Source organism: Burkholderia sp. Cy-637 (genome assembly GCF_011753175.1).
Lineage (GTDB): Bacteria > Pseudomonadota > Gammaproteobacteria > Burkholderiales > Burkholderiaceae > Burkholderia > Burkholderia gladioli.
Window position 1 is genome coordinate 1 of sequence record NZ_VWWC01000005.1, and the last position, 24,120, is coordinate 24,120.

At 68.2% G+C, this 24,120-nt stretch carries 18 protein-coding genes; 14 read left to right on the forward strand and 4 right to left on the reverse strand.

Translation table 11 applies throughout. The features are described 5' to 3' along the window. The 4 genes from F3J10_RS02665 to F3J10_RS02680 form a co-directional block, all read left to right on the forward strand. Positions 1-1,644 (forward strand): DHA2 family efflux MFS transporter permease subunit (locus tag F3J10_RS02665; protein WP_240155332.1); only part of this gene is annotated, 1,644 nt, incomplete at its 5' end. 58 nt (positions 1,645-1,702) lie between these two features. Continuing rightward, complete coding sequence (locus F3J10_RS02670; protein WP_167240999.1) at positions 1,703-2,641, forward strand: glycosyltransferase family 2 protein; 939 nt, start codon at positions 1,703-1,705, stop codon at positions 2,639-2,641. Continuing rightward, positions 2,638-4,194 carry an efflux transporter outer membrane subunit gene (locus F3J10_RS02675; RefSeq protein WP_166911429.1) on the forward strand — a complete coding sequence of 519 codons (1,557 nt, stop codon included), beginning with the start codon at positions 2,638-2,640 and terminating at the stop codon, positions 4,192-4,194. Before F3J10_RS02670 ends, F3J10_RS02675 begins: the two co-directional genes overlap by 4 nt. Positions 4,195-4,198: 4 nt before the next feature. Next, complete coding sequence (locus F3J10_RS02680) at positions 4,199-5,395, forward strand: HlyD family efflux transporter periplasmic adaptor subunit (RefSeq protein ID WP_166911431.1); 1,197 nt, start codon at positions 4,199-4,201, stop codon at positions 5,393-5,395. Between the two features lie 26 nt (positions 5,396-5,421). Here F3J10_RS02680 and F3J10_RS02685 read toward each other — a convergent pair whose 3' ends face one another. Next, positions 5,422-7,857, reverse strand: coding sequence for a DUF4157 domain-containing protein (locus F3J10_RS02685; protein WP_240155334.1), 2,436 nt, complete (start codon positions 7,855-7,857; stop codon positions 5,422-5,424). 66 nt (positions 7,858-7,923) lie between these two features. Here F3J10_RS02685 and F3J10_RS02690 point away from each other — a divergent pair, with 66 nt between their 5' ends. Together F3J10_RS02690 and F3J10_RS02695 are read left to right on the forward strand one after the other, a co-directional pair. After that, positions 7,924-8,223, forward strand: coding sequence for a hypothetical protein (locus tag F3J10_RS02690; RefSeq protein ID WP_167240889.1), 300 nt, complete (start codon positions 7,924-7,926; stop codon positions 8,221-8,223). A gap of 14 nt (positions 8,224-8,237) precedes the next feature. Continuing rightward, a complete protein-coding gene (locus F3J10_RS02695) occupies positions 8,238-9,311 on the forward strand; it encodes a glycosyl hydrolase family 18 protein (protein WP_226285043.1) in 1,074 nt (357 codons plus the stop codon). A gap of 68 nt (positions 9,312-9,379) precedes the next feature. Here the strand turns inward: F3J10_RS02695 and F3J10_RS02700 are convergent, their stop codons facing one another. Further along, positions 9,380-10,504, reverse strand: a complete 1,125-nt coding sequence (locus tag F3J10_RS02700; protein ID WP_345791185.1) for an MFS transporter — start codon at positions 10,502-10,504, stop codon at positions 9,380-9,382. 524 nt (positions 10,505-11,028) lie between these two features. Here F3J10_RS02700 and fdhA point away from each other — a divergent pair. After that, the gene (gene fdhA / locus F3J10_RS02705; RefSeq protein ID WP_025099089.1) at positions 11,029-12,225 is read left to right on the forward strand and encodes a formaldehyde dehydrogenase, glutathione-independent; all 1,197 of its coding nucleotides are present in this window, start codon (positions 11,029-11,031) and stop codon (positions 12,223-12,225) included. A gap of 93 nt (positions 12,226-12,318) precedes the next feature. Here the strand turns inward: fdhA and F3J10_RS02710 are convergent, their stop codons facing one another. Further along, complete coding sequence (locus F3J10_RS02710) at positions 12,319-13,575, reverse strand: glycosyltransferase family 9 protein (protein ID WP_167240893.1); 1,257 nt, start codon at positions 13,573-13,575, stop codon at positions 12,319-12,321. A gap of 58 nt (positions 13,576-13,633) precedes the next feature. Beyond that, complete coding sequence (locus tag F3J10_RS02715) at positions 13,634-14,659, reverse strand: GlxA family transcriptional regulator (protein ID WP_025099091.1); 1,026 nt, start codon at positions 14,657-14,659, stop codon at positions 13,634-13,636. Positions 14,660-15,168: 509 nt separating this feature from the next. Between F3J10_RS02715 and F3J10_RS02720 the strand changes: the two genes are divergently transcribed. From F3J10_RS02720 to F3J10_RS02750, 7 genes are all read left to right on the forward strand, one after another. Next, a complete protein-coding gene (locus tag F3J10_RS02720; RefSeq protein WP_025099092.1) occupies positions 15,169-16,140 on the forward strand; it encodes a dipeptidase in 972 nt (323 codons plus the stop codon). 119 nt (positions 16,141-16,259) lie between these two features. After that, positions 16,260-16,802, forward strand: a complete 543-nt coding sequence (locus tag F3J10_RS02725; RefSeq protein ID WP_025099093.1) for a DUF5943 domain-containing protein — start codon at positions 16,260-16,262, stop codon at positions 16,800-16,802. 50 nt (positions 16,803-16,852) lie between these two features. Next, entirely contained in the window at positions 16,853-18,916 is a 2,064-nt protein-coding gene (locus F3J10_RS02730) for an NADH:flavin oxidoreductase (protein ID WP_166911438.1), read from the forward strand. Between the two features lie 2 nt (positions 18,917-18,918). Further along, positions 18,919-20,844 (forward strand): (Fe-S)-binding protein, encoded by a 1,926-nt coding sequence (locus tag F3J10_RS02735; protein WP_167240895.1) that lies wholly within the window; start codon positions 18,919-18,921, stop codon positions 20,842-20,844. A gap of 4 nt (positions 20,845-20,848) precedes the next feature. Next, entirely contained in the window at positions 20,849-22,012 is a 1,164-nt protein-coding gene (locus F3J10_RS02740) for an electron transfer flavoprotein subunit alpha/FixB family protein (RefSeq protein ID WP_167240897.1), read from the forward strand. Further along, positions 22,009-22,794 (forward strand): electron transfer flavoprotein subunit beta/FixA family protein, encoded by a 786-nt coding sequence (locus F3J10_RS02745; RefSeq protein WP_167240900.1) that lies wholly within the window; start codon positions 22,009-22,011, stop codon positions 22,792-22,794. Before F3J10_RS02740 ends, F3J10_RS02745 begins: the two co-directional genes overlap by 4 nt. 54 nt (positions 22,795-22,848) lie before the next feature. Then, on the forward strand, positions 22,849-24,090 hold the full coding sequence (locus F3J10_RS02750) for an aromatic ring-hydroxylating dioxygenase subunit alpha (protein ID WP_025099098.1): 1,242 nt from the start codon (positions 22,849-22,851) through the stop codon (positions 24,088-24,090). The last annotated feature ends 30 nt before the right edge of the window (positions 24,091-24,120 follow it).

Below are 24,120 nucleotides of genomic sequence, written 5' to 3' on the forward strand. Positions count from 1 at the left end.
CGGAGCCTGGGCGGCTGCGCGACCGGCGACGCCAAGCTCACCGGTGCCTACCATCTGCCGGCGCGGCACGTGATCCACACGGTCGGGCCGGTCTGGCACGGCGGCATGTCCGGCGAGGCCGAGCAGCCCATGCGCGGCGCGCGCCTGGCGCTGCTGACCTTCGCGCTGTCGCTGGCCACCTTCATCGAGGTGCTCGACTCGACCGTCACCAACGTGGCCGTGCCCTCGATCTCGGGCAGCCTGGGCGTGTCGAACAGCCAGGGCACCTGGGTGATCAGCTCCTACTCGGTGGCGGCCGCGATCGCGGTGCCGCTGACGGGGTGGCTGGCGCGCCGCTTCGGCGAGCGGCGCCTGTTCGTCACCTCGATCGTGCTGTTCACGCTGACCTCCCTGCTGTGCGGCATGGCCAGCGACCTGAACGTGCTGGTGGTCTGCCGCGCGATGCAGGGGCTGTTCTCCGGGCCGATGGTGCCGCTCTCGCAGACCATCCTGATGCGCGCCTTCCCGCAGGACAAGCGCACGCTCGCGCTGGCGCTATGGGCGATGACGGTGCTGCTCGCGCCGATCCTCGGCCCGGTGGTGGGCGGCTGGATCGTCAGCAATTACTCCTGGCCGTGGATCTTCCTGATCAACCTGCCGGTCGGGCTGTTCTCGTTTACGGTCTGCGTCTCGCTGCTCAAGCCCGCCCGCGACGACGGCCGCGCCGGCCCGATCGACGTGGTCGGCATCGCCCTGCTGGTGATCGGCGTGGGCGCGCTGCAGGCCATGCTCGACCTCGGCCACGATCGCGGCTGGTTCGATTCGACGCTGATCCGCACGCTGGCCGTGGTGGCCGCGCTGTCTATCGTCTCGCTGCTGATCTGGGAGCGCGGCGAGGCCCACCCGGTGGTGGACCTGAGCCTGTTCCGCGATCGCACCTTCTCGTTCTGCGTGCTGATCATCTCGCTGGGGATGATGGTGTTCTCGGTGGTGGGCGTGGTGTTCCCGCTCTGGCTGCAGACCGTGATGGGCTACAACGCCTTCCATTCGGGGCTGGCCGCCTCGCCGCTCGGGGTGCTGGCGCTGTTGTTCTCGATCCTGGTGGGCCTCTATTCGAGCCGCTTCGACGCGCGCGTGCTGGCCAGCTTCGGCTTCCTGGTGTTCGCCTGCGTGCAATGGCACAACGCGCATTTCTTCACGCTGAACATGACCTTCCTGCAGGTCATCACGCCCGGGTTGATCCAGGGCATGGGCCTGCCGTGCTTCTTCGTGCCGCTCACGGCGGCCACCCTGTCGCGCATCCCGGACGACAAGCTGGCGGCCGCCTCCAGCCTGTCGAACTTCCTGCGCACGCTGTCGGCCGCGTTCGGCACGGCGATGAGCGTGACGCTGTGGGAGAACCGCGCGACCTTCCATTACGACGTGGTCTCGCAGGCGGTGCGCAAATCCGACGGCAACACCCAGCGCTACATCGACGCCCTGCATGCCAGCGGCATCAGCGGCACGCGCGAGCTGCTGTCGATCAGCAACGTGGTGCAGAAGCAGGCCTACATGATGGCCACCAGCGACATGTACTTCATGGCCAGCATGACCTGCCTGCTGCTGGCCTGCCTGATGTGGATGACGCGCCCCAGGCGCGGCGCCGCGATGACGATCGGACATTGAGGGGAGCCGCGCCATGACCGCCAGCGCCGGGCCGCTCGCCAACGATACGGGGAACACCATGACACTCGGGGCATTGATCATCCTCTACCATCCGAGCGCGGCGCAGCTCGCGCGGATCGGCGAACTGGCCCGCGACTGCGATGCGCTGGTGGTGGTCGACAACACGCCCGGCGGCGATCCCGCCGCGCGCGTGCTGGCCTTGCGCGAGGGCATCGAGCTGATCGCGCACGGCAACCGCGGCGGCATCGCCGGCGCCTACAACGCCGGGCTTGCCGCCCTCTACGCGCGCGGCATGGATGCCGTGGCGCTGTTCGACCAGGACTCGAGCGTGCCGCCGCGCTTCTTCTCCACCATGCGCGAGGTCTGCGCCGGTTTCGGCGCGCGCGCCTTCCTGGCCGGTCCGCGCATCTTCGACGAGAACGAGCAGCGCTACCTGCCCGAGCTCGCCACCAACGGCGTGACCGTGCGGCGCCTGGCGATGCGTGCCGACACGCCGGCGCAGCGCTGCGCCTTCCTGATTTCCTCGGGCAGCGTGATCTCGCGCGAGGCCTACGCGCGCCTCGGCCGCTTCGACGAAGCGCTGTTCATCGACCACGTCGATACCGAATACTGCTTTCGCGCGCTGGCGCGCGACGTGCCCGTCTACGTGGTGCCCTCGCTGGTGCTGCCGCATCGGATCGGCAACAAGCGCCGCCATCGCTTCGGCCCGTTCGAGATCTCGGCCATGAACCATCCCTGGTATCGCCGCTACTACAGCGCGCGCAATGCCGTGCAGCTCGGCATGCAATACGGCATGCGTTTCCCGGTGGCGATCGCGCCGAACCTGCTGACCTTGTGGCAGGTGGTGCAGATCGTGCTCTGCGAGGACGACAAGGGCGCCAAGCTCAAGGGCATCTGGTTCGGCATCGCCGATGGCCTGTTCGGGCGCCTGGGTTCGCTCGACGAGGCGCGCCCGGGCTGGGCCGCGCGACTTGGCGAGAGGGTGCGCCACGGATGAAGCGGAGCTTCCTGCCGGCGCGTCCGGCACTCGCGGGCGGCGTGCTCGCGGCGATTCTCGCGCTGGCCGGCTGCGTGCCGTCCGGCTTCAAGACCACCGTGCAGCCACGCGTGCCCGGCGCGAATGCGCTGGCCGGCCTGGCCACGAGCGGCACCGCCGGGCAGCCGGCGGGTGCGTGGCCCGCGCCCGATTGGGTCAGGCAGCTCGGCGACGCGCAGCTCGACCAGCTGGTGGCCGAAGCCTACGAGAACAGCCCGAACCTGCAGGCCGCCAAGGCGCGCATCGCGATCGCCCAGGCGCAGTTGCAGCAATACGACTCGATGACGGGGCTGGTCGGCACGGCCGGCGGCTCGGTCACCAAGGCGCGCGTGCCGCGCAGCGACGGCGTGGCCAACGTGCGCGCCGGCGGCGTGAACGTGCCGGTGGACCTGTTCAGCGACCCCGGCATCTCGTCCTCGTCGCTGTATGCCGGCTTCAACTACCAGATCGATCTCTGGGGGCGCAACGCGGCCGCCACGCGCGGGCTGCTGTCGAACCGCGATGCCGCGCGCGTCGACGCCGAGCAGGCGCGGCTCACGCTCGCGGTGGCGCTGGTCACGCTGTATTGCCAGCTCGACCAGGCCTATGCGCAGCGCGACCTGTTGCAGGAGAAGCGCCGCGCCAGCGACCAGATCGACGCGGTGCTGCGCGAGCGCGCGGCGCGCGGCATCGACAACGCCTACGACGCGAACGACGCCGCCATCAAGCGTGGGCGTCTGATCAAGCAGCTCGCGCAGGTCGACGAGCAGATCCAGCTGGCCCAGGTGCAGATCGGCGTGATGACGGGCAAGGGCCCCGAGCGCGGGCTCGCGTTGAAGCGCCCGCATCCGGGCGACCTGGTCGATGCGCCCTTGCCGGCGCAACTGCCGGTGGACCTGCTGGGCCGGCGGCCCGACATCGTCGCCGCGCGGCTGCGCGTGCAGGCCGCGTTCTCGGCCGTCGACGGCGCCAAGGCCGATTTCTACCCGAACCTGAATCTCTCGGCGATCGGCGGGCTGTTCGCGCTGACGCCGGCCGGCCTCTTGAAGGGCCGCGCCTTCGGCGGCTCGATCGGGCCGGCCGTGACCCTGCCGATCTTCGATCGCGGCCGGCTGAAGGCGAAGCTGGCCGGCGACGTGGCCAATGCCGACCTCAGCATCGCGCTCTACAACAAGACCGTCGACGAGGCGCTCGGCCAGGTGGCCCGCCAGTTGACCCAGCTGCGCACCGTCGATACCTTGCTCGCCGAGCAGCAGCACTCGGTGGACGCCGCGCAGAAGATCGTCGACATCGCGGACGAGCGGCACCGCCGCGGCTTCGGCATGGAGAAGGACGTCAACAATGCGCGGCTGACCCTGGTGGACGAGCGCACCCAGTTGATCGACCTGATGGCCGAGCGGCGCGCCTTGCGCGTCGGGCTGATCGATGCGCTGGGCGGCGGCTTCGACGTCACGAAGCTGGCCGCGCCCGCGATCGCGCATTACGAGCTTGCTTTCCCCGCTCACGACCGACTCACCGATTCGCACTTCGACTGACCGCATGCACGACGACAACAACAAGGCGCGCCGCGAAGCCACCGGCGCAACGCAGGATGCAGGCCGGCTCGAGGCGAAGCGCGCGGCGCGGCGCCGTCACTTCGCGCTGTTCTTCGGCCTGGTGGCGATCCTGGCGATCGCCGCCGCGATCTACTGGTTCCTCAGCGGGCGTTACCGCGAGGAGACCGACGATGCCTACGTGGCCGGCAATATCGTGCAGGTCGCCGCGCAGGTGCCGGGCACCGTGATCGACGTGCTGGTCAGCGACACGCAGCGCGTGAGCGCGGGGCAGACGCTGGTGCGGCTCGACGATGCCGAGGCGGCGGTATCGCTGGCGCAGGCCAGGGCACAGCTCGCGCAGGCGGTGCGGCAGGCGGCCAACGCGGGCGTGTCCAACGCGATGTATGCCGATGCGGTGAGCGCGCGCCAGGCCGACCTGGAGGTGGCGCGACGCGCCTACGAGGCGCGCGCGCATGCCAGCGTCGAGGTGGTCTCGCCCGAGGAGCTGGCGCGTGCCCGCGCGCAGATGGTCGGCGCGCAGGCGCAACTGGCCGCCGCCCAGGCGCAGCTCGAATCGGCGCGCGTGCTCGGCAGCCGGCTCGCGGTGGAGGACAACCCCTCGGTGGTGCAGGCCGCCGCGCAGTTCAAGCTGGCCTGGCGCAACCTGAAGCGCGCCACCATCGTCGCGCCGGTGGACGGCACGGTCGGCCAGCGCGCGGTGCAGGTCGGCCAGCAGGTCGGGCCCGGCGTGCCGCTGCTGTCGCTGATCCAGTTGAAGGCGCTGTGGATCGAGGCCAATTTCAAGGAAGGGCAGATCCGCAACATGCGCGCCGGGCAGCCCGTCAGCATCGTGTCGGACATCTATGGCTCGAAGGTGGTGTATCGCGGCCATGTGGAGGGTTTCTCGGCCGGCACCGGCAGCGCCTTCTCGATGCTGCCCTCGCAGAATGCGGCCGGCAACTGGATCAAGGTGGTGCAGCGCGTGCCGGTGGTGATTTCGATCGAGCCGGCTGACCTGGCGGCGCATCCGCTGCGCATCGGCTTGTCGATGCAGGTGACGGTCGACACGCATGAGCGCGGCGGGCACCTGCTCGACAACGAATCGCCCTTGCCGGGGCAGAGCACGCGCGTGCACGACAGCGTGGCGGCCGAGGCCGACGCGGCGGCGGACGCGGTGATCCGGGCCAACAAGAGCCGCTGACACCAATCATCAAGCCGGGCGGCCCTTCATCCGTCCTGCAATTGCTGCCGCGTGTTGCGCGTCGAGTCGTAGTGCGTTTGGCCGTCGTAGGCCAGGTTGATCTGCCGGTTGCCGGTGACGAAGGTGTTGGTGTCGTCGAGGGTCAGCCCGCCGATCGGGTCGATCACGAGGGGCCCCGACGGCTGGATGATCCGCACCCGCCGCTGCAGGACGGTCGCTATCAGTTGCGGGGCGAAATCCCCGCCGATATTGCGCCAGCTGCGGCTGGTCAGGATGTCGTCGACGATCCGGTTCAACTGCTCGCCGGTGGTGAATACCTGGAAGTAGGCGGCGTTGTCGAGGATCAGCTGCGCCACGCGCTGCCGCAGCACCGCCGGGTCCGCCGCGATGCCGTCCAGGTAATGGATCTGGTCCAGCACCGCCGCGTAGAAGCAGTTGCCGTCGCCGGCCACCGGTTGCGGCGCCAAGCCCTCGTCGTTCAGATGGATATCAAGGTTGCGCTGGTTGATGTCGATAAAGCCTTTTTTCGCGAACTCGGCGATCACGTCGAGCAGCAACTGGCGGGCGTTCCAGATCTGGTCGAACGCGTCCTGCGTGCCCCCTTTGTCGGGATGGTGCAGCCGCAGCAGCTTGCGGCCCTCGTCCTTGATCAGCTTCTCGATGCTCGGCAACAGCACCACCTGGTCGCGGTTGTGGACGCGGGCCGACAGCCCCAGCGTCTCGAGCGCCGTGTTGATCCTCTCCAGAGAAACGTTGCGCGGGTCGGTGCCGAGGTCGGCGTCGGGGTCGACGAAATCGTCTCCGTCGTCCTCGGTGTCGCTTTCGTCGCTGTAGTAACCGTCGACGGTCTCGAGCAGCTCGTCCACCAGCGAATCGCCGAGGTAGTCCTCGAGGCTTTCCAGGTCGTAGCGGTCGGCGTCCTTGCTGAAGCCGAACAGCGCGCGGCCCGCCACCTGGCCGCCCTTCGGGGCGCCGCCCTTGGTCGCCCAGGCCGACACGAACAGGCCGTTCTTGCGATTGAAGGCCTGCTGGAACGTCAGTTGTCCCAGCGCGATGCGCCGCAACAGCGCGCGCGCGAGCTTGTCGGCGCCGGGCACGCGCGTGCTGTGCGGCTCGATGAATTGCGTGAGCAGCAGGAACAGCGATCTGGCCTGGCTCTGGCGGTCCTTGCCGCTGGTTTCGCCCGATTCGATCGCGCTCAGGATGTCGAATGCCACCTCGGCATCCTGGCCCTTGAAGTGCGCGATGACGTCGTCGTAGTTGCTGGGGATCTGCTTGTCCGAATACGCGGACGAGTCGAGATAGAGGAACGGTTGGCCGCCGAATCCGCGCCGGTAATAACCCCGCGTGTCGCCCAGGTCGATCTGCGAATAGGCGGGGTTGATGTCGGGATTGAGTTGCGGGTTGTACGGGATCAGGGCCTGGCCGGCGTCGGGGTCGCCCCCGAGCAGGCGCGCGAGGTCCGCTTCCTTGTAGCCGTAGTTGAACTTGGCCTGCTTCTTGATGATGCGTCGCCGGCCCTTCGGGCGAGCCTTCTTGAACTGGTTTCTGAGGCGCGACTTCGCCAGCTTCTCGAACAGGCGCTTGCGTTCCTCGTCATTGAACTTGCCCAGTTGGGCAGGGCCGGCGGCAGCGGGGCTCGCGGCGGCGGGGAGCGGCGCGAGCGTGGCCGGCGTGCCGGCCGCGCGATCGGGCGTCAGGCCGGCGGCCTTGCGGCCCATCACGTCGGCCTCGCGTTCGAGGGCGGCGTCGTCATTGACGGGCAGCCCGGCCGCCTGCGTGGTGGTCGCGACGCGGCCTTGCGCCTGTTGCACGAGGTGCCAGGCCTCGTGCGGCAGGTGCGCCTGCTTGCCCGGCGCGATGTGAATCTCGTGGCCCCGCGCATAGGCATGCGCCATCAGTTGCGCCGGCCGGGACGAGTTGTAGCTGACCTTGACCTTGTCGAGGCTGTAGCCGGACAGCGATTCGATGCCGGCCTTCAGCCGATCGGGCAGGCCGGTGCGGTTGGCCGGCGCGTTCCGGCTTGCCGGCCCGGCCGCCGTGGACGGCCCGGCGGAATCGGGGCCGGCCGCCGCGTTCGTCGCGCGCCGCTGCAAGGGGCTGCCGGCGGCCGCTGCGTAGTGGAACTCGCCCATCGCGACCAGATGCTCGGCCTGCGGCGCGAGGCCGGGCGCGGGCGGGGATTCCCGAGCCTCGACGCGCTTGGGCGCCATGGCGGGCGCGATCAGGCTGGTTTTCCTGGAGCCGGGCATCGTCGTTCTGTCCTGGACGGGCAATGCGGAGTCGAAGCAGCAAGGTCCGGCAAGTATAACGGCCCGGGCGCGGCCGGATGCTGTCCGGTCGATCCTTCCGATCGCCGCGATTTTCCGCGGATATTGGCCGTGCCAATTCAAATAAAATCGGCATGGCGGATTATCGAATATCACATTGATGTAACTACTTAAAAGTTTGGTAAAATCCATCGATTCGAAAATTTTCCATTTACCTATCAAAGTAAACAGGTGTATTTTCGAGGAAAAATACTATCCTTGATTCCGGTAAGTTTCGCGCGCGGCAACGGCCCAGGAAGCCCGATCCGCCAATCGAGCCTGTTCATTGAAGGCATGGAAAACCATGCTGGACATGAATTCTCGGCGCTTCTTTCAATTCCGGATATTGCAACGGTGCCGTTCGCTGCGGCCGGTCCGTGCAATGGATTCCGTTTCGATCAATTCGCCGGTCAATATCAAAATGAAAATCGCCGGCCTGATTTTGCATGTAGTGCCTTGTGGTTGAAAGTGTCTGGCCGATTAAAGATGGATAAATTTTCCATTACCCTCAGGAGATGATTTTGAACGCAAAAATGATAAATGGTCTGGTGATCGGGCTTTCCAGTCTCGTGCTGGCGGCATGTGGCGGAGACGACGGCGCCGGCGGCGCGAGCCTGCTGAAGGCGCAGGCGACGCCCTCGGTGCAGGCGGCGGCGAACACGGCGGCCGCGGCGGCGCTGCCCTCGAATTTCATTTTCAGTGCCTACAAGGACATCACGATCAACCTGAACTGGAACACCAACGTCATCTCGACGGCGGTGACCGGTTCGCTGCAGCCGGTCCTGAGCGTGCTGCCGGCCAAGCTGAAGACGCTGACCTGGTCGTTCGCCACCGGCGAGTGCGGCAGCGAGAGCTGGTCCGGGCTGACGGGCTCGCAGGTGGCCGCGGCCAATGTGCAGAACATGGTCAACGCGGGCCGCAACTACATCATCTCGACGGGCGGCGCGGCCGGTTCGTTCAGCTGCGGCTCGGACGCGAATTTCACCAAGTTCATCAACACCTATAACTCGGCCAACCTGAAGGGCATCGATTTCGATATCGAGGCCGGCCAGAGCCAGGCCGTGATCAACGCCCTGGTGCAGCGCGTGAAGGCCGCCCAGCCTAAGTACCCGAACCTGCGCTTCAGCTTCACGCTCGCCACGCTGGGCGGCAACGCCGCGCAGAGCCTGGGCGACACGGGCGTGGTGGTGATGAACGCGATCAAGGCCGCCGGCCTGCAGAACTACACCATCAACCTGATGACGATGGACTACGGCAGCGCGAACGCCAGCAACTGCACGCTCAACGGCAGCGGCCAGTGCGACATGGGCAAGTCGGCGGTGGCCGCGGCCAACAGCCTGCACAACTACTGGGGCGTGCCGTACAACCAGATCGAGCTGACCCCGATGATCGGCGGCAACGATACGCAGGGCGAGACCTTCACCCTGGCCGACGTCGCCACGGTGTCGAGCTTCGCGCAGCAGAACGGCCTGGCCGGCGTGCACTTCTGGTCCTTCGACCGCGACAACGACTGCACGCAAAGCTGGGCGTCGCCGACCTGCAACAGCTACGGCCAGGCCGGCACGCTGGGCTTCACGAACCGCTTCATCTCGGCGCTGGGGCTGTGAGCGCCTGAGTACCCGAGCCTGGCCTGACGGGCCGCGCCTTCCGCGAGGAAGGCGCGGCCTTCGCACGTTTATCGTGCGGCGAGCGCGTCGTGCCAGGTCAACGTGGCGCCAGCACCGATTCCGGCGGCGAACAGGGCCGTTGCCAGCATCGCGTGGCCTCGCGCCGAAAGCAGCGAGGCCAGCGGCACCAGCGCCAGGATCACCAAGTTGTTGAGCGTTTCGGCGCTGGCTAGCACCGTGCCCTTGTCGCCGGATGAGCGCTCGGCCAGCACCGTGGTGGCCAGCGGCGCGCCGGCACCGAGCGCGGCACCCCAGGCCGCGAGGCAGGCCAGCGCCGCTGCCAAGGGCAGCGGCCACGCGTGAAAGGCCAGCACCGAGACGAGCAGCACGATCACCATCGTCCTCAACGCGCGTTCCTCGCCGCCGGCCAGCTCACGCAGCCGCCCGGCCGCCAGGTTGCCGATGCCGAGCCCGATGCCGAACACGCTCATGCTCAGTCCGAGCCGCGCGACGTCGAAACCATGGCGCTGTCGCAATACTTCCCCGGATAGCAGAAAGGCGGACACGGCGGTGCCGTTCCAGAGCCCTTTTGCCAGCAGCGGCCGTGTGATGGACGCCACCTGCAGCCAGCGCCAGCTACTCGAACCGGGAAATGCGCGCGGCGCGTGGTCGTTCGGCAGGTGACGCGCGCCGAGCAGGAGCACGACGAGGCAGCCCGTCGAATTCGCCACGAACGGCGCGCGCCAGCCGGCCCAGGCGGTGAGCAAGCCTGCCAACGCCGGCCCGAGCACGATGCCGAGCGTCATACCCAGCATGACAGCACCCATTGCCGAGGCGTGGCGCGCTCGCGCTACCCGTTCGGCGACCATTGCGAACGCGCCCGGAATGATGATGGCCGAAGCCAGGCCGCCAAACACGCGCAAGCCGATCGCCACGCCGAGCGTGGGCGAGAAAGCGACGCCCAGCCCATCGATCGCGAACGCGAGCAGGGCAAGACACAGCAAACGACCGCGCGCGACCCGATCGGCGAGCCTGCCGAGCAGGGGCGCGGCGATTGCATAGGCCAGCGCATAGGCTGAGACCAGCCAGGCGACGCGTGTCGTATCGGCACGGAAGGCGGCACCGAGCGGCGCGAGCATCGTCGAGAGCATGAATTCACCGGCGCCGATGAAGAACACCGACAGCGACAGCACGAGCAGCAAGGCGCGTTCGGCGTGAGCGCGCCGCGAGATAGTCGAAGCGGGCAAGGGAGCCTCCCGAAGACAAGAAACGAATGGGGAACATCGGCCGGAAAGGAGCCGTGAAGCGGAACGAAGGGGGAAACGCCGGCGCGAAAGGCCGGGAGGGTGGAACCGGGCGAGAGGTGAGTCCGTGGCGCGAAAGGCCGCGAATGAGGCGAGGCGGGAGCGGATGCAGCACCTCGTGCCGATCCGTTTCGCGATCATGGCGCGTTGCCGCGATGCGGTCAAGCGGCCCGCGAAATCCCGCTTCCGCGTCCCGGCGGCGCTCACATCGCAGCGCAACAAAAGCCGCGTGCATTGCGCAATCCACGGCAATCCCTCGCATTGCCGATGTCGGCCACGGTCAACCGCGTGTCGGGTTTTGCACGCCGTGCGCCCCGGCCCGCGGACTACCCTCTGTGGGCTTGCTGCCCGACCCGCGCGCGGCCGCGCCGGGCGACGCGCAGCACCCAGCCAGACAGACAGGAGACGAAGCGATGAGCAGCAATCGAGGAGTCGTGTATCAGGGCCCGGGCCAGGTCGAGGTGCAGAAGATCGACTATCCGCGGATGGTCGATCCGAGCGGTCGCAAGATCGGCCATGGCGTGATCCTGAAGGTGGTCAGCACGAACATCTGCGGCTCCGACCAGCACATGGTGCGCGGCCGGACCACGGCGCCGGTCGGCCTGGTGCTCGGCCACGAGATCACCGGCGAGGTGATCGAGCTGGGCGGCGACGTGGAGACGCTCAAGATCGGGGACATCGTCACGGTGCCGTTCAACGTGGCCTGCGGGCGCTGCCCGATGTGCCGCGAACAGAGCACGGGCGTGTGCCTGAACGTCAATCCGGCGCGCGCCGGCGGCGCCTATGGTTATGTCGACATGGGCGGCTGGATCGGCGGCCAGGCCGAATACGTGTTGGTGCCCTATGCCGACTTCAACCTGATCAAGTTCCCGGATCGCGACCAGGCGATGGCGAAGATCCGCGACCTGACCTGCCTGTCCGACATCCTGCCCACCGGCTATCACGGCGCCGTCACGGCCGGCGTGAAGCCGGGCTCGACCGTCTATATCGCCGGCGCGGGCCCGGTGGGGATGGCGGCGGCCGCCTCGGCGCGCCTGCTCGGCGCGGCGGTGACGATCGTCGGCGACATGAACGCCGAGCGTCTCGCGCACGCGCGCAAGGTCGGTTTCGAAACCGTCGACCTGTCCAAGGACACGCCGCTCGGCGAGCAGATCGCGGCGATCGTCGGCCGCCCCGAGATCGATTGCGCGGTGGACTGCGTGGGCTTCGAGGCGCACGGCCACGGTTCGTCCGGCCATGCCGAGGAGGCCCCCGCCACGGTGCTGAACTCGCTGATGGAGATCACGCGGCCGGCCGGCGCGATCGGCATTCCGGGCCTCTACGTGACGGACGATCCGGGCGCGAAGGACGCCGCCGCCAAGCACGGCAGCCTGAGCATCCGCTTCGGCCTGGGCTGGGCCAAGTCGCATACCTTCCACACGGGCCAGACGCCGGTGCTGAAGTACAACCGCAACCTGATGCAGGCAATCCTGTTCGACCGCCTGCCGATCGCCGAGATCGTCAACGTCACGGTGATCTCGCTCGACCAGGCGCCGGAAGGCTATCGCAAGTTCGATGGCGGCGCGCCGCGCAAGTTCGTGATCGACCCGCATGGGCTGATCGCGGCCTGAATCCGCGGGTAGTCGACTGGAAACGGCCCGCGCCTCGGCGCGGGCCGTTTTGTTTGTTGCGCGTGCAACGGGTTGGAAAGACGCAGCCGCCGCTCAGCCCACGAACTCGCGTGCACCGAGCGCCTCGGCCGCCGCCGCGACCGGCGCTTGCCAGTCGCCCAGCGTCGACTGGCGGAACAGCCGCATGGTGGGATACCAGGGCGTGTAGTCGACGTGGTTCAGCCAGCGGCTGTCGCCTGCCTGGGAGAGCAGCAGCCAGACCGGGCGCCCCAACGCGCCGGCCAGGTGCGCCGCGCCGGTGTCGATCGAGACCAGCAGGTCGAGCCGGTCCAGCACGGCGGCCGTGTCGGCGAAGCTGCGCAGCGCCGGCGCGAGATCGACGATGCCGTGCCGGGCGATCGCGACGCGCTCCGCCTCGCTGGGCTCGCCCACCTGCAACGAATAGAAGCGGCAGCCGGGCTGCGCCAGCAGCGGCGCCAGGGCGTCGAGCGCGATCGAGCGATAAGGCTCGTGACGCACGCCGGAATTGCTGCGCCAGACCAGCCCGATGCGCGCCTGGTTCGGCGCGTCCAGCGCGGCGCGCACGGCTTCGGGCAGCGCGGCTGCCGGCGGCGCCTCGAGATAGGGCTGGTCGAAGCGTGGCTGGTAGGGCGTGGTCTGGTAGCGCGCGAACAGGCTGAACAGCCAGGTCACGCAATCGCAATCCTCGGCCAGCGAGCCGATGTGCGGGCCCGACTCGCGCACCAGGCCGTCGCTGCGCAGCACGCCGCGCGCCACCTCGGGGACCTGCACGTCGATCGATGCGGCGCCTTCCTGCTTCAGGCACGCGAGGTAGCGCGAATGCATGAACAGGTCGCCCGCGCCGCCTTCCATCATCACCAGCACGCGCTTGCCGGCCACGGAATCGTGATGGCCGAGGAACTTGCGTTCGGCCCATTCGAAGCTGCCTCGATGGCCGGGGTAGAGCGTCTCGACGATGACTTGCCGATGCGTGGCGTCGCGCAGTTCCCGGTAGAGCCGGTGCGCATCGCGATAACGGCCCTGGCCGTAGCGGGCGATGGTCTGCTCGAAGCGGACGATGTAGAGGTTCGGGTCGCCGGCCAGGCCGGCCTCGGCGCGCGTGAGCAGCGCCTCGGCCTCGGCGAAGCGGCCGAGATAGTTCATTTCCACGCCCGCCAGCGCGAGCGCGAAGGGCGTCTCGGCGGCGGCCGCGCAGCGCCCGACCTGCTCGATCGCGGCGGCGGCATGGCCGGCCTCGCGCAGCCGGCGCGCGAGCGCCAGCCCCGCGTCGCCGTGCGGGTCGTTCAGGTAGGCGAGATAGGCGCTCGCCAGCGCGGCTGGGTCTTGCACGTGCGTCCCGGGGGCGGAGGCGCCGGGCGGCAGCCCGTGTCCGCCCGGGGCGGGGACGTCAGGCGTGCAGCGCGAGCACCGGTTGCGATGCGCCGATCGGCAGCATCGGTTGCGCCAGCGGTGCCACCTGCTTGCGGCGCTCGCGCGTGGGCGCGGTGCCGAAGGCGTCGCGATAGCTCTTGCTGAAGTGGCAGGCCGACTGGAAACCGCATGCCATTGTAATGTGCATGATCGACATGTCGGTCTGCAGCAGCAGTTCGCGCGCGCGACGCAGGCGCAGCGTCAGGTAGTAGTGGGTGGGCGTCATGCCCAGGTGCTCGCGGAACAGGCGCTGCAACTGGCGTTGCGACATGTTCGCGAGCCGCGCCAGTTCCTCGCGCGAGAGCGGCTCCTCGATATTGTTCTCCATCAGCGCGATCACCTCGAACAGCGACTTATTCGCGGAACCGAGCCGCGCCACCAGCGGCATGCGCTGCTGGGCGCTGGTATCGCGCACGTGCTCGACGATGAACTGCTCGGCGATCTGGGTGACGCGCGCGGTGCCCACGCGCGGCGCGATCAGGTTCAGCATCATGTCGAGCGGCGCCACGCCGCCCGTGCAGGTGATGCGGTCGCGATCGATCACGAACAGTTCCTTGAGGAAGCGCGTGTCGGGGAATTCCTCCTTCAGCGCCGACATGTTCTCCCAGTGGATCGCGCAGGCGTAACCGGCCAGCAGGCCCGCCTTGGCGAGCGCGTAGGTGCCCGTGCACAGGCTGCCGAGCGCCACGCCCGCACGCGCGAAGCGGCGCAGCGTGGCCAGGTGCTCGGCGGTGGTGGCGCGCTGCACGTCCACGCCGCCGCAGACGAACACCACGTCGGGCTGGCCGACGCATTCGGCGGGCGTGGTGTCCACGCTCAGGCCGTTGCTGGCCGTGACCGGGCCGCCGCCAGGCGAGACCACCGACCAGCGATAGAGCGGCTGGCCGCTGAGGTAGTTGGCCATCCTCAGCACTTCGATCGCGTTGGTGAAGGCGATCATCGTGAAGTTCGGCAGCGGAACGAACGCGAAGTGGGATAACGACGCGGTGCGGTCGGGGGACATGGGGAGCGTTCCTTGAATCGGGAATCGGCGCGCCGGGGAACACGGCTCGGCTATTGTGGAATCCCGCGCAACAAGCATGCCATACGGCTAAACCCTGATCGCACCGTACGTCGGGGCTTCGCGCCTCATGCTGCGGCGCACCGCGGCGGGGAGCCTCTGCACCGCGCCGATCCTTCCGGCGCGCATTCGGCACCGCGCCGGTGCCGCCCGGCTAGGGTAGACCCGTAGCCCGCCCATCCGCCTGGAGACGACCCGCCATCTGCCCGCGAACGACGGACGGGCGGGCGATTGCGGGCCGACTTGTACAAAACGGACGCGCATGTCGGAAAAGGCAAAGAAAGCGTCTGAATTCATCAATCGGCAAAAAATCCGAACGACAAGAATAGAGCCGTCGGCAGCCGCTCCCGAAACCCGCCCTGAAGCCTTGCAGGACGGGCCTCTCAGGGAAAACGCCAGCCGCCCGATCCACCGACCGATCGCCCCCACTACGCGACAATCTGGAGAACCCCATGAGCACGCTGCACCAGGACAGCATCATCATCGATGGCCTGAACATTTCGAAGTTCGATCGGTCGGTCTTCGAGGATATGCACAAGGGTGGCGTGACGGCCGCCAACTGCACGGTGTCGGTGTGGGACAGCTTCATCAAGACGGTCGACAACATCGGCACGATGAAGCAGCAGATCCGCGAGAACAGCGAACTGCTCACCCTGGTGCGCACCACCGAGGACATCGCCCGCGCCAAGCGCGAAGGCAGGACCGGTGTGATCCTGGGCTTCCAGAACGCCCACGCCTTCGAGGACAACCTGTCCTACATCGAAGCCTTCGCCGACATGGGCGTGCGCGTGGTGCAGCTCTGCTACAACACCCAGAACCTGGTGGGCACCGGCTGCTACGAACGCGACGGCGGCCTGTCGGATTTCGGCCGCGAGGTGATCACCGAGATGAACCGGGTCGGCATCATGGTCGACCTCTCGCACGTGGGCGGCAACACCTCCTCGGAAGCGATCGCCTTCTCGAAGAAGCCGGTCACCTATTCGCACTGCCTGCCCTCGGGCCTCAAGGAACACCCGCGCAACAAGAGCGACGAGCAACTGCGCGAGATCGCCGACGCCGGCGGCTTCGTCGGCGTGACCATGTTCGCCCCGTTCCTCAAGCGCGGCATCGACGCCACCATCGACGACTACATCGAGGCGATCGACTACGTGGTGAACCTGATCGGCGAGGACACGGTGGGCATCGGCACCGATTTCACGCAGGGCTACAGCACCGAATTCTTCGACATGCTCACCCACGACAAGGGCCGCTACCGCCGCCTGACCAACTTCGGCAAGGTCGTGAACCCGGAAGGCATCCGCACCATCGGCGAATTCCCGAACCTGACCGCCGCGATGGAACGCGCCGGCTGGAAGGAGTCGCGCATCCGCAAGATCATGGGCGAGAACTGGGTGCGCGTGTTCAAGGACGTGTGGGGCGCCTGAGCCCGGACCGGAAAACCCTTTCATTGATCGATACCGCCATGCGCCCGCTCGTGCAGCGACGGCGCGCGGGGGAACTCGCGCCCGGCGACGGGCGCCGCAAGCCATTCCTGGAGTCAACGATGCAACCGCAACTGCCGATCGACGTCGATCCCAACACCGGCGTCTGGACCACCGACGCGCTGCCGATGCTGTACGTGCCGCGCCACTTCTTCACCAACAACCACGTGGCCGTGGAGGACGCGCTGGGCCAGGACGCCTATGCCGAGATCCTCTACAAGGCCGGCTACAAGTCCGCCTACCACTGGTGCGACAAGGAAGCGGCACTGCACGGCCTGAGCGGCATGGCGGTGTTCGAGCACTACCTGAACCGCCTCTCGCAGCGCGGCTGGGGCCTGTTCAAGATCATCGAGGCCGATCCGGCCAGCGCGCGCGCCCGCATCGAGCTGCGCCATTCCTCCTTCGTGCTGCAGCAGCCCGAGAAGATCGGCAAGCTCTGCTACATGTTCGCGGGCTGGTTCGCCGGCGCGATGGACTGGGTCAACGACACCACGCCGGAAGGCAAGGGCGCGCCGCGCGCCTTCTCGACCGAGGCGCATTGCGCCGGCGAGCATGCCGACCATCACGGCCATTGCGTGTTCGAAGTCTCGCCGCTCGCCGCCTGATCCACCTTCATACCCATACGCCTGACTGAGCCCGCCAGAGGTCGCCCCCAATGCGTTATCCGAACCTGTTCAAGCCCATGACGCTCAACCAGCTGACCTTGCGCAATCGCATCGTCAGCACCGCGCACGCCGAGGTGTACGCGGAGCCGGGCGGCCTGCCGGGCGACCGCTACATCCGCTACTACGAAGAGAAGGCGAAGGGTGGCGTGGGCCTGGCGATCTGCGGCGGCTCCAGCCCCGTGTCGATCGACAGCCCGCAAGGCTGGTGGAAGTCGGTCAATCTGTCGACCGACAAGGTGATCGATCCGCTCACGCGCCTGGCCGACACGATGCACAAGCACGGCGCGAAGATCATGATCCAGGCCACCCACATGGGCCGCCGTTCCTCCTTCCACGGCGAGCACTGGCCGCACCTGATGTCGCCCTCGGGCGTGCGCGAGCCGGTGCACCGCGGCAACGCGAAGATCATCGAGATCGAGGAAATCCGCCGCATCATCGGCGATTTCGCGGCGGCCGCCAAGCGCGTGCAGGCCGCCGGCATGGACGGCATCGAGATCTCGGCGGCCCACCAGCACCTGATCGACCAGTTCTGGAGCCAGCGCTCGAACCACCGCACCGACGAATGGGGCGGCAGCCTCGAGAACCGGCTGCGCTTCGGCATCGAGGTGCTGAGCGCCGTGCGCGAGGCGGTGGGCAAGGATTTCTGCGTCGGCCTGCGCATGTGCGGCGACGAATTCCACGAGGACGGGCTCGACCACGAGAGCCTCAAGGAGATCGCCCAGGCGATGTCGGAGACGGGCCTGATCGACTACCTCAGCGTGGTGGGTTCGGGCGGCGACACCCACAACACCATCGCCAACTGCATGCCGCCGATGGCGCTGCCGCCGGAGCCCTTCGTGCATCTCGCGGCCGGCATCAAGTCGGTGGTGAAGATCCCCGTGATGCACGCGCAGAGCATTCGCGACGCGGGCCAGGCCGAGCGCCTGCTCGCCAACGGCATGATCGACCTGGTCGGCATGACGCGCGCGCAGATCGCCGATCCGCACATGGTGATCAAGATCCGCGACGGCCGCGAGGACGAGATCAAGCAGTGCGTGGGCGCGAACTACTGCATCGACCGCCAGTACAACGGCCTGGACGTGCTCTGCATCCAGAACGCGGCCACCTCGCGCGAAGCGACCATGCCGCACATCGTCGAGCGCTCGCGCGGGCCGAAGCGCAAGGTGGTGGTGGTCGGCGCCGGCCCGGCGGGCCTGGAAGCCGCGCGCGTGGCCAAGCTGCGCGGCCACGAGGTGGTGCTGTTCGAGAAGAACCCGGAAGTGGGCGGGCAGGTGATGATCGCGGCCAAGGCGCCGCAACGCGAGCAGATGTCCGGCATCATCCGCTGGTTCGACATGGAGACCAAGCGCCTGGGCGTCGATCGCCGGCTCGGCGTGGCCGCCGACGAGAAGATGATCATGGCCGAGAAGCCCGACATCGTGGTGCTGGCCACCGGCGGCTCCAGCTTCACCTGGCAAGTGCCGGCCTGGGGCGTGGCCGAAGGCCGTGCCGTCAGTTCCTGGGACATCCTGACCGGCAAGGTCGAGCCCGGGAAGAACGTGTTGCTGTTCGACGGCGTGAGCACCCACGCGGGCGCCGGCGTGGCCGACTACATGGCCAGCCGCGGCTCGCAGGTGGAGATCGTCACGCCCGACGTGAAGGTGGCCGACGATTGCGGCGGCACCACCTTTCCGATCTTCTACCGGCGCCTCTACGCCTATGGCGTGATCCACACGCCGAATTACATGCTGGACCGCGTCTACGAGGAAAACGGCAAGACCATCGCGGTGCTGCGCAACGAGTACACGGAAGAACTCGAGGAGCGCGCGGTCGACCAGGTGGTGATCGAGAACGGTTCCTCGCCGAACGACGAACTGTACTGGAAGCTCAAGCCCGAATCGCTGAACCGCGGCCAGATCGATCCGCACACGCTGTTCGCGGCCGAGCCGCAGCCCTGCCTGTCGGAAGAACTCGGCAACGGCCGCTTCCTGCTGTTCCGTGTCGGCGACTGCATCTCGATGCACAACGTGCACGGCGCCATCTATGACTCGCTGCGTCTCGTGAAGGACTTCTGACGATGAATCCGGCTTTCCTGATTACCGCGCTGCTGTGGCTGTCGGTGGCGGGGCTCGCGTTCGCGGTGGCGCGCCGCTCGGCGTTCTGGCGCGTGGGGCGCGCCACCGCGCCCGGTGCCTTCGGCATCGCCAACCTGTTCACCATCCCCAAGCGCTATTTCGTCGACCTGCACCACGTGGTGGCGCGCGACCCGTATATCGCCAAGACCCACGTGGCCACCGCCGGCGGCGCGATCGCCGCGCTCGGCCTGGTGTTCGTCAACTACGGCCTGGCGATCTATTCGCCCTGGCTCGACAAGCTGATCTTCCTGGCCTCGCTGGCGATGCTGGTCGGCGCCGTGTTCGTGTGGCGCCGCCGCGCCGCCAGGAACGTGCCGGCGCGTCTTTCGCGCGGCCCCTGGAACACGCTGCCCTGGCTGCTCGGCTCGTTCGCGCTGGGCCTGACGCTCTACGCGATCGTGCCGGCCGGTGCGATGTCGGGCGCGGTGGCGGTGATCTGCGCCGTGCTGATCGCGATCGGCGCGTTCGCGATGACCTTCGGCGCGGCGCGCGGCGGCCCCATGAAGCATGCCATCGCCGGCCTGCTGCACCTGGCCTTCCATCCGCGCCAGGAGCGCTTCGCGGCGACGCGCGAGAGCTATACCGGCAACGGCTCGGCCGTGCCGCCGACGGCGCTCAAGCTGCCCGACATCGGCAAGCATGAATACGGCGTGGGCAAGCCCGTCGAATTCCGCTGGAACCAGCTGCTGAGCTTCGACGCCTGCGTGCAATGCGGCAAGTGCGAGGCGGCCTGCCCGGCCTTCGCCTCGGGCCAGCCGCTGAACCCGAAGAAGCTGATCCAGGACCTGGTGACGGGCATGGCGGGTGGCACCGACGCGGCCTATGCCGGCAGCCCGACGCCGGGCATCGCGGTGGGCCGCCATGGCGGCGAGCCTAACGGGCCTATCGTCTCGGGCCTGATCGAGGCCGACACGCTGTGGTCCTGCACCACCTGCCGCGCCTGCGTGCAGGAGTGCCCGATGCTGATCGAGCACGTGGACGCGATCGTCGACATGCGCCGCAACCAGACCCTGGTGCACGGCACGGTGCCGGGCAAGGGCGCCGAGGTGATCGCGAACCTGCGCGAGACCGGCACCCAGGGCGGCTACGACACGGCGGCGCGCTACGACTGGTCGGTCGACCTGGAGGCGCCGGTGGCGCAGCCGGGCCGCCCGGTCGACGTGCTGATCGTGGCCGGCGAGGGCGCCTTCGACATGCGCTACCAGCGCACGCTGCGCGCCCTGGTGAAGGTGCTGAACAAGGCCGGCGTGGATTACGCCGTGCTCGGCCGCGCCGAGACCGATACCGGCGACACCGCGCGCCGGCTCGGCGACGAGGCCACCTTCCAGCAGATGGCGAAACGCCTGATCGCGACGCTCGACGCGTTGTCGTTCAAGCAGATCGTCACCGCCGATCCGCACGTGATGCACAGCCTGCGCAACGAATATCGCGCGCTCGGCGCCCGCTACACCGTCAAGCACCACACGGCCTTCGTGGCCGAGCTGGCCGAAGCCGGCAAGATCGCGCCGAAGGCCAGCGAGACGCTGCGCGAAAAGACCATCACCTATCACGATCCCTGCTATCTCGGCCGCTACAACGGCGAGACGGAAGCGCCGCGCAAGCTGCTGAAGTCGATCGGCATCCAGGTGGTGGAGATGGAGCGCAACGGCCTGCACGGCCGCTGTTGCGGCGGCGGCGGCGGGGCACCCCTGACCGACATCCCCGGCAAGCAGCGGATCCCGGATATCCGTATCGCCGACGCGCGCGCGATCGGCGCCGAGGTGGTGGCGGTGGGCTGCCCGAATTGCACCGCGATGCTCGAAGGCGTGATCGGCCCCCGGCCGGACGTGCTCGATGTCGCCGAACTGGTCGCCGCCTCGCTGGAGTGAATCGATGAACACCATCAAACGTATCGATCCGCGCCGGCCCTTCGTGGTCACGCCGGCCGGACTCAAGCGCATCACCCTCGGCGAGGTCGCCGTGGCGGGCGGCAAGGTCGCGCTCTGGACCGGCCACGGGCATGGCAAGGACGCGCCCAAGCCGAGGCGCGAGATCGAGGCGGCCGAGCACCGGCTGCTGGTGGTGGCGCATCCGGAGCGCGGCTCGCTCGACGATCACAGCTGCCAGGTGCTGGCCGCCGCGGCGCTGCTGGCCGACGCGCGCACCGAGGTGGTGCTGCTGTCCTTCGGGGAACTGAAGGACGAGGTGGCCGCGCTGGGTGCCGATCGCCTGATCGAGCTGCCGGGCTTCGAGCGCCGCGCCTTCGCGCCCGACGCGGAGCTGCGCGCACTGCTGGCTTGCGCCGAGGCGCTCGCGCCGCGCCATGTATTCCTTCCCGACAACGCCACCGGCGACGGCGACCTGGGCCGTCGCTACGCCGCCGCGCTCGGCGCGAGCGTGGCCGTGCAGGTGGTCGAGATCGACGCGAAGCATGTTGGCGTCTACGCCGATGCGAAGCGGGCCTTCTCGACACGCGCGCTGCCCGAGGTGGTGCTGCTCGCGCCCAACGCGGTCGAGCCGAAGCTGCCCTTCGTGGGCGCCGGCGAACGCATCGACGCGCCGTTCTCGCTCGGCGCCGATCGCATCGGCGCTTATCGCGACCTCGGCCTGGAAGAAATCGACGCGGCCCAGGTCGCGCTGGAGGAAGCCGACTTCATCGTCTCGGCCGGCAACGGCGTGACCGATATCGGCGCGTTCGAGCAACTGGCCGGCGTGTTCGGCGCCGCGATCGGCGCGAGCCGCGTGGCGGTCGACAACGGCCATTTCACGCGCGACAAGCAGGTGGGCGCCACCGGCAAGACCGTCGAGGCCAGCGTCTACATCGCCTTCGGCATCTCGGGCGCGGTCCAGCATCTGCAGGGCATCAAGGATTGCCGCCACGTGATCGCCGTGAACCTCGATGCGAGCGCGCCGATCGCCAAGCGCGCCAACCTGACCGTGGTGGCCGACACGCAGGCGACCATCGCCGCCCTGGTCGAACAAGTGAATGCCGCGCGCGCGGCACGCGGCCGGGCCGAGCAACACGGCAACCGGCACCTGGAAGGAGTGGCTGCATGAACGCCCCGCGCAAACTCGCGAAGCTCGCCGTGCTGGTTTCGGTGGGCCGTCATCCCGTCAGCGGCACGCCGCGCTACAGCCGCAACGACGCCGCGGCGCTGGAGCTGGGCCGCAGGCTGGCCGGCGAACACGGCGCCCAGCTCGACGTGCTGCATGCCGGCGACGCGGCCAATCCGGCGCTGGCCGACTATCTCGCGCTCGGTGCGCGCAAGCTCGAGGTGCTCGAATGCGGGCCCGGCGACGACGCCGTCGCGCCGCTGGCCGAGCGCCTGGCCGGCTACGACCTGGTGCTGACCGGCACGCGCGCCGAAGGCGCCTTCGACACCGGCCTGCTGCCTTACCAGCTCGCTGCGCGGCTCGATGTCGGCCTGGCCGGCACGGCGGTCGATATCGAGGTCTCGAACGGCGAGGCGGTGATCCGTCAATTCCTGCCCAAGGGCCTGCGCCGCAAGGTGGCGGTGCGCCTGCCGGCGCTGGTGGCCGTGCATCCGCTGGCCAATGCCCAGCCGCGCTATGCCTTCGCGCGCCAGCAGGCCGGCAGCATCGCGCCGGTGCGCGTGGCGGCCGCCGCCTCGGCCGAATCGGCGGCCTGGCGCACCGGCCCGGTGGAGCGCAAACCCGTCAAGCTCGCGGCCGCCGAGAAGCGCTCCGGGCATGCTCGGATGCTGTCCGCGACCACCACCGAAAGCCGCGGCGGGAACGTCGTAATTGAGGGGAGTTCGGTCGAAAAAGCACAAGTGATCCTGGCGTATTTGCGCGAGCATCAACTGATCGATTACTGAAATCGCTGACCCATGCCTGTCGGCAAGAACCAAGGATTGAGTCCGGAGCAAACGATGAATCAAACGGCAGACGTTCGCGCGCTGGTGGAGCGCCGCAAAGCGGGTTACAGCCTGGAAGCCCCGTTCTACCTGAGCGAGGAGATCTTCCAGCTCGACATGGAGGCGATCTTCCGCAAGCACTGGATTCAGGTCGCGATCGAACCGGACGTGCCGGAACCGGGCGACTACGTGACCGTCGAGCTGGGCAGCGATTCGATCCTGATCGTGCGCGACGACGACATGGAAATCCGCGCCTTCCACAACGTGTGCCGGCATCGCGGCGCGCGCCTCTGCAACGAGGACAAGGGCTCGGTCGGCAATATCGTCTGCCCCTATCACAGCTGGACCTACAACCTGAGCGGCGCGCTGATGTTCGCCGAGCACATGGGCGAGAAGTTCGACCGCTGCAAGCACAGCCTGAAGTCGGTGCACCTGCAGAACCTGGGCGGCCTGCTGTTCGTTTGCCTGGCCGACGAGCCGCCGGCCGACTTCGAGAACCTGCGCGCCGCGATGGAGCCCTACCTGCTGCCGCACGACCTGCCGAACACCAAGATCGCCGCGCAGATCGACATCATCGAGGAAGGCAACTGGAAGCTCACGATGGAGAACAATCGCGAGTGCTACCACTGCGTCGCGAACCATCCCGAGCTGACCATCTCGCTCTACGAATACGGCTTCGGCTACCAGCCCTCGCCGGCCACCGCCGAAGGCATGGCCGCCTTCGAGCGCACCTGCGTGGAGCGCGAGCAGCAATGGGGCGAGCTGGGCCTGCCCTCGGTGGAGGTGGAGCGCCTGCTGGACACCACGGGCTTTCGCACCCAGCGCCTGCCGCTCGACCGCGCCGGCGAATCGCAGACGCTCGACGCCAAGGCCGCCTCGCGCAAGCTGCTCGGCGAATTCGAGCGTGCCGACCTCGGCGGCCTGTCGTTCTGGACCCAGCCGAACTCCTGGCATCACTTCATGGCCGACCATATCGTCACCTTCTCGGTGATCCCGCTGTCGGCCGGCAAGACCCTGGTGCGCACCAAGTGGCTGGTGCACAAGGACGCCAAGGAAGGCATCGACTACGAGGTGAAGAACCTCACGGCCGTGTGGAACGCCACCAACGACCAAGACCGCGCGCTGGTGGAATTCTCGCAGCGCGGCGCCTCCAGCAGCGCCTACGAGCCGGGCCCGTATTCGCCCTACACGGAAGGCCTGGTCGAGAAATTCTCGGCCTGGTACATCGGCCGCATGGCCGACCACCTCGGCGTTTGACCCCCGACAGCACAGACAGGAACAGGCGGA

What these genes read in the sequence shown, in the direction of transcription:
- F3J10_RS02670 (WP_167240999.1), top strand. Translation starts at nt 1,703, where the DNA reads ATGACACTCGGGGCATTGATCATCCTCTACCATCCGAGCGCGGCGCAG.
- F3J10_RS02675 (WP_166911429.1), top strand. Translation starts at nt 2,638, where the DNA reads ATGAAGCGGAGCTTCCTGCCGGCGCGTCCGGCACTCGCGGGCGGCGTG.
- F3J10_RS02680 (WP_166911431.1), top strand. Translation starts at nt 4,199, where the DNA reads ATGCACGACGACAACAACAAGGCGCGCCGCGAAGCCACCGGCGCAACG.
- F3J10_RS02685 (WP_240155334.1), bottom strand. Translation starts at nt 7,857, where the DNA reads ATGGATTTTACCAAACTTTTAAGTAGTTACATCAATGTGATATTCGAT.
- F3J10_RS02695 (WP_226285043.1), top strand. Translation starts at nt 8,238, where the DNA reads ATGATAAATGGTCTGGTGATCGGGCTTTCCAGTCTCGTGCTGGCGGCA.
- fdhA (WP_025099089.1), top strand. Translation starts at nt 11,029, where the DNA reads ATGAGCAGCAATCGAGGAGTCGTGTATCAGGGCCCGGGCCAGGTCGAG.
- F3J10_RS02715 (WP_025099091.1), bottom strand. Translation starts at nt 14,659, where the DNA reads ATGTCCCCCGACCGCACCGCGTCGTTATCCCACTTCGCGTTCGTTCCG.
- F3J10_RS02720 (WP_025099092.1), top strand. Translation starts at nt 15,169, where the DNA reads ATGAGCACGCTGCACCAGGACAGCATCATCATCGATGGCCTGAACATT.
- F3J10_RS02725 (WP_025099093.1), top strand. Translation starts at nt 16,260, where the DNA reads ATGCAACCGCAACTGCCGATCGACGTCGATCCCAACACCGGCGTCTGG.
- F3J10_RS02730 (WP_166911438.1), top strand. Translation starts at nt 16,853, where the DNA reads ATGCGTTATCCGAACCTGTTCAAGCCCATGACGCTCAACCAGCTGACC.
- F3J10_RS02735 (WP_167240895.1), top strand. Translation starts at nt 18,919, where the DNA reads ATGAATCCGGCTTTCCTGATTACCGCGCTGCTGTGGCTGTCGGTGGCG.
- F3J10_RS02740 (WP_167240897.1), top strand. Translation starts at nt 20,849, where the DNA reads ATGAACACCATCAAACGTATCGATCCGCGCCGGCCCTTCGTGGTCACG.
- F3J10_RS02745 (WP_167240900.1), top strand. Translation starts at nt 22,009, where the DNA reads ATGAACGCCCCGCGCAAACTCGCGAAGCTCGCCGTGCTGGTTTCGGTG.
- F3J10_RS02750 (WP_025099098.1), top strand. Translation starts at nt 22,849, where the DNA reads ATGAATCAAACGGCAGACGTTCGCGCGCTGGTGGAGCGCCGCAAAGCG.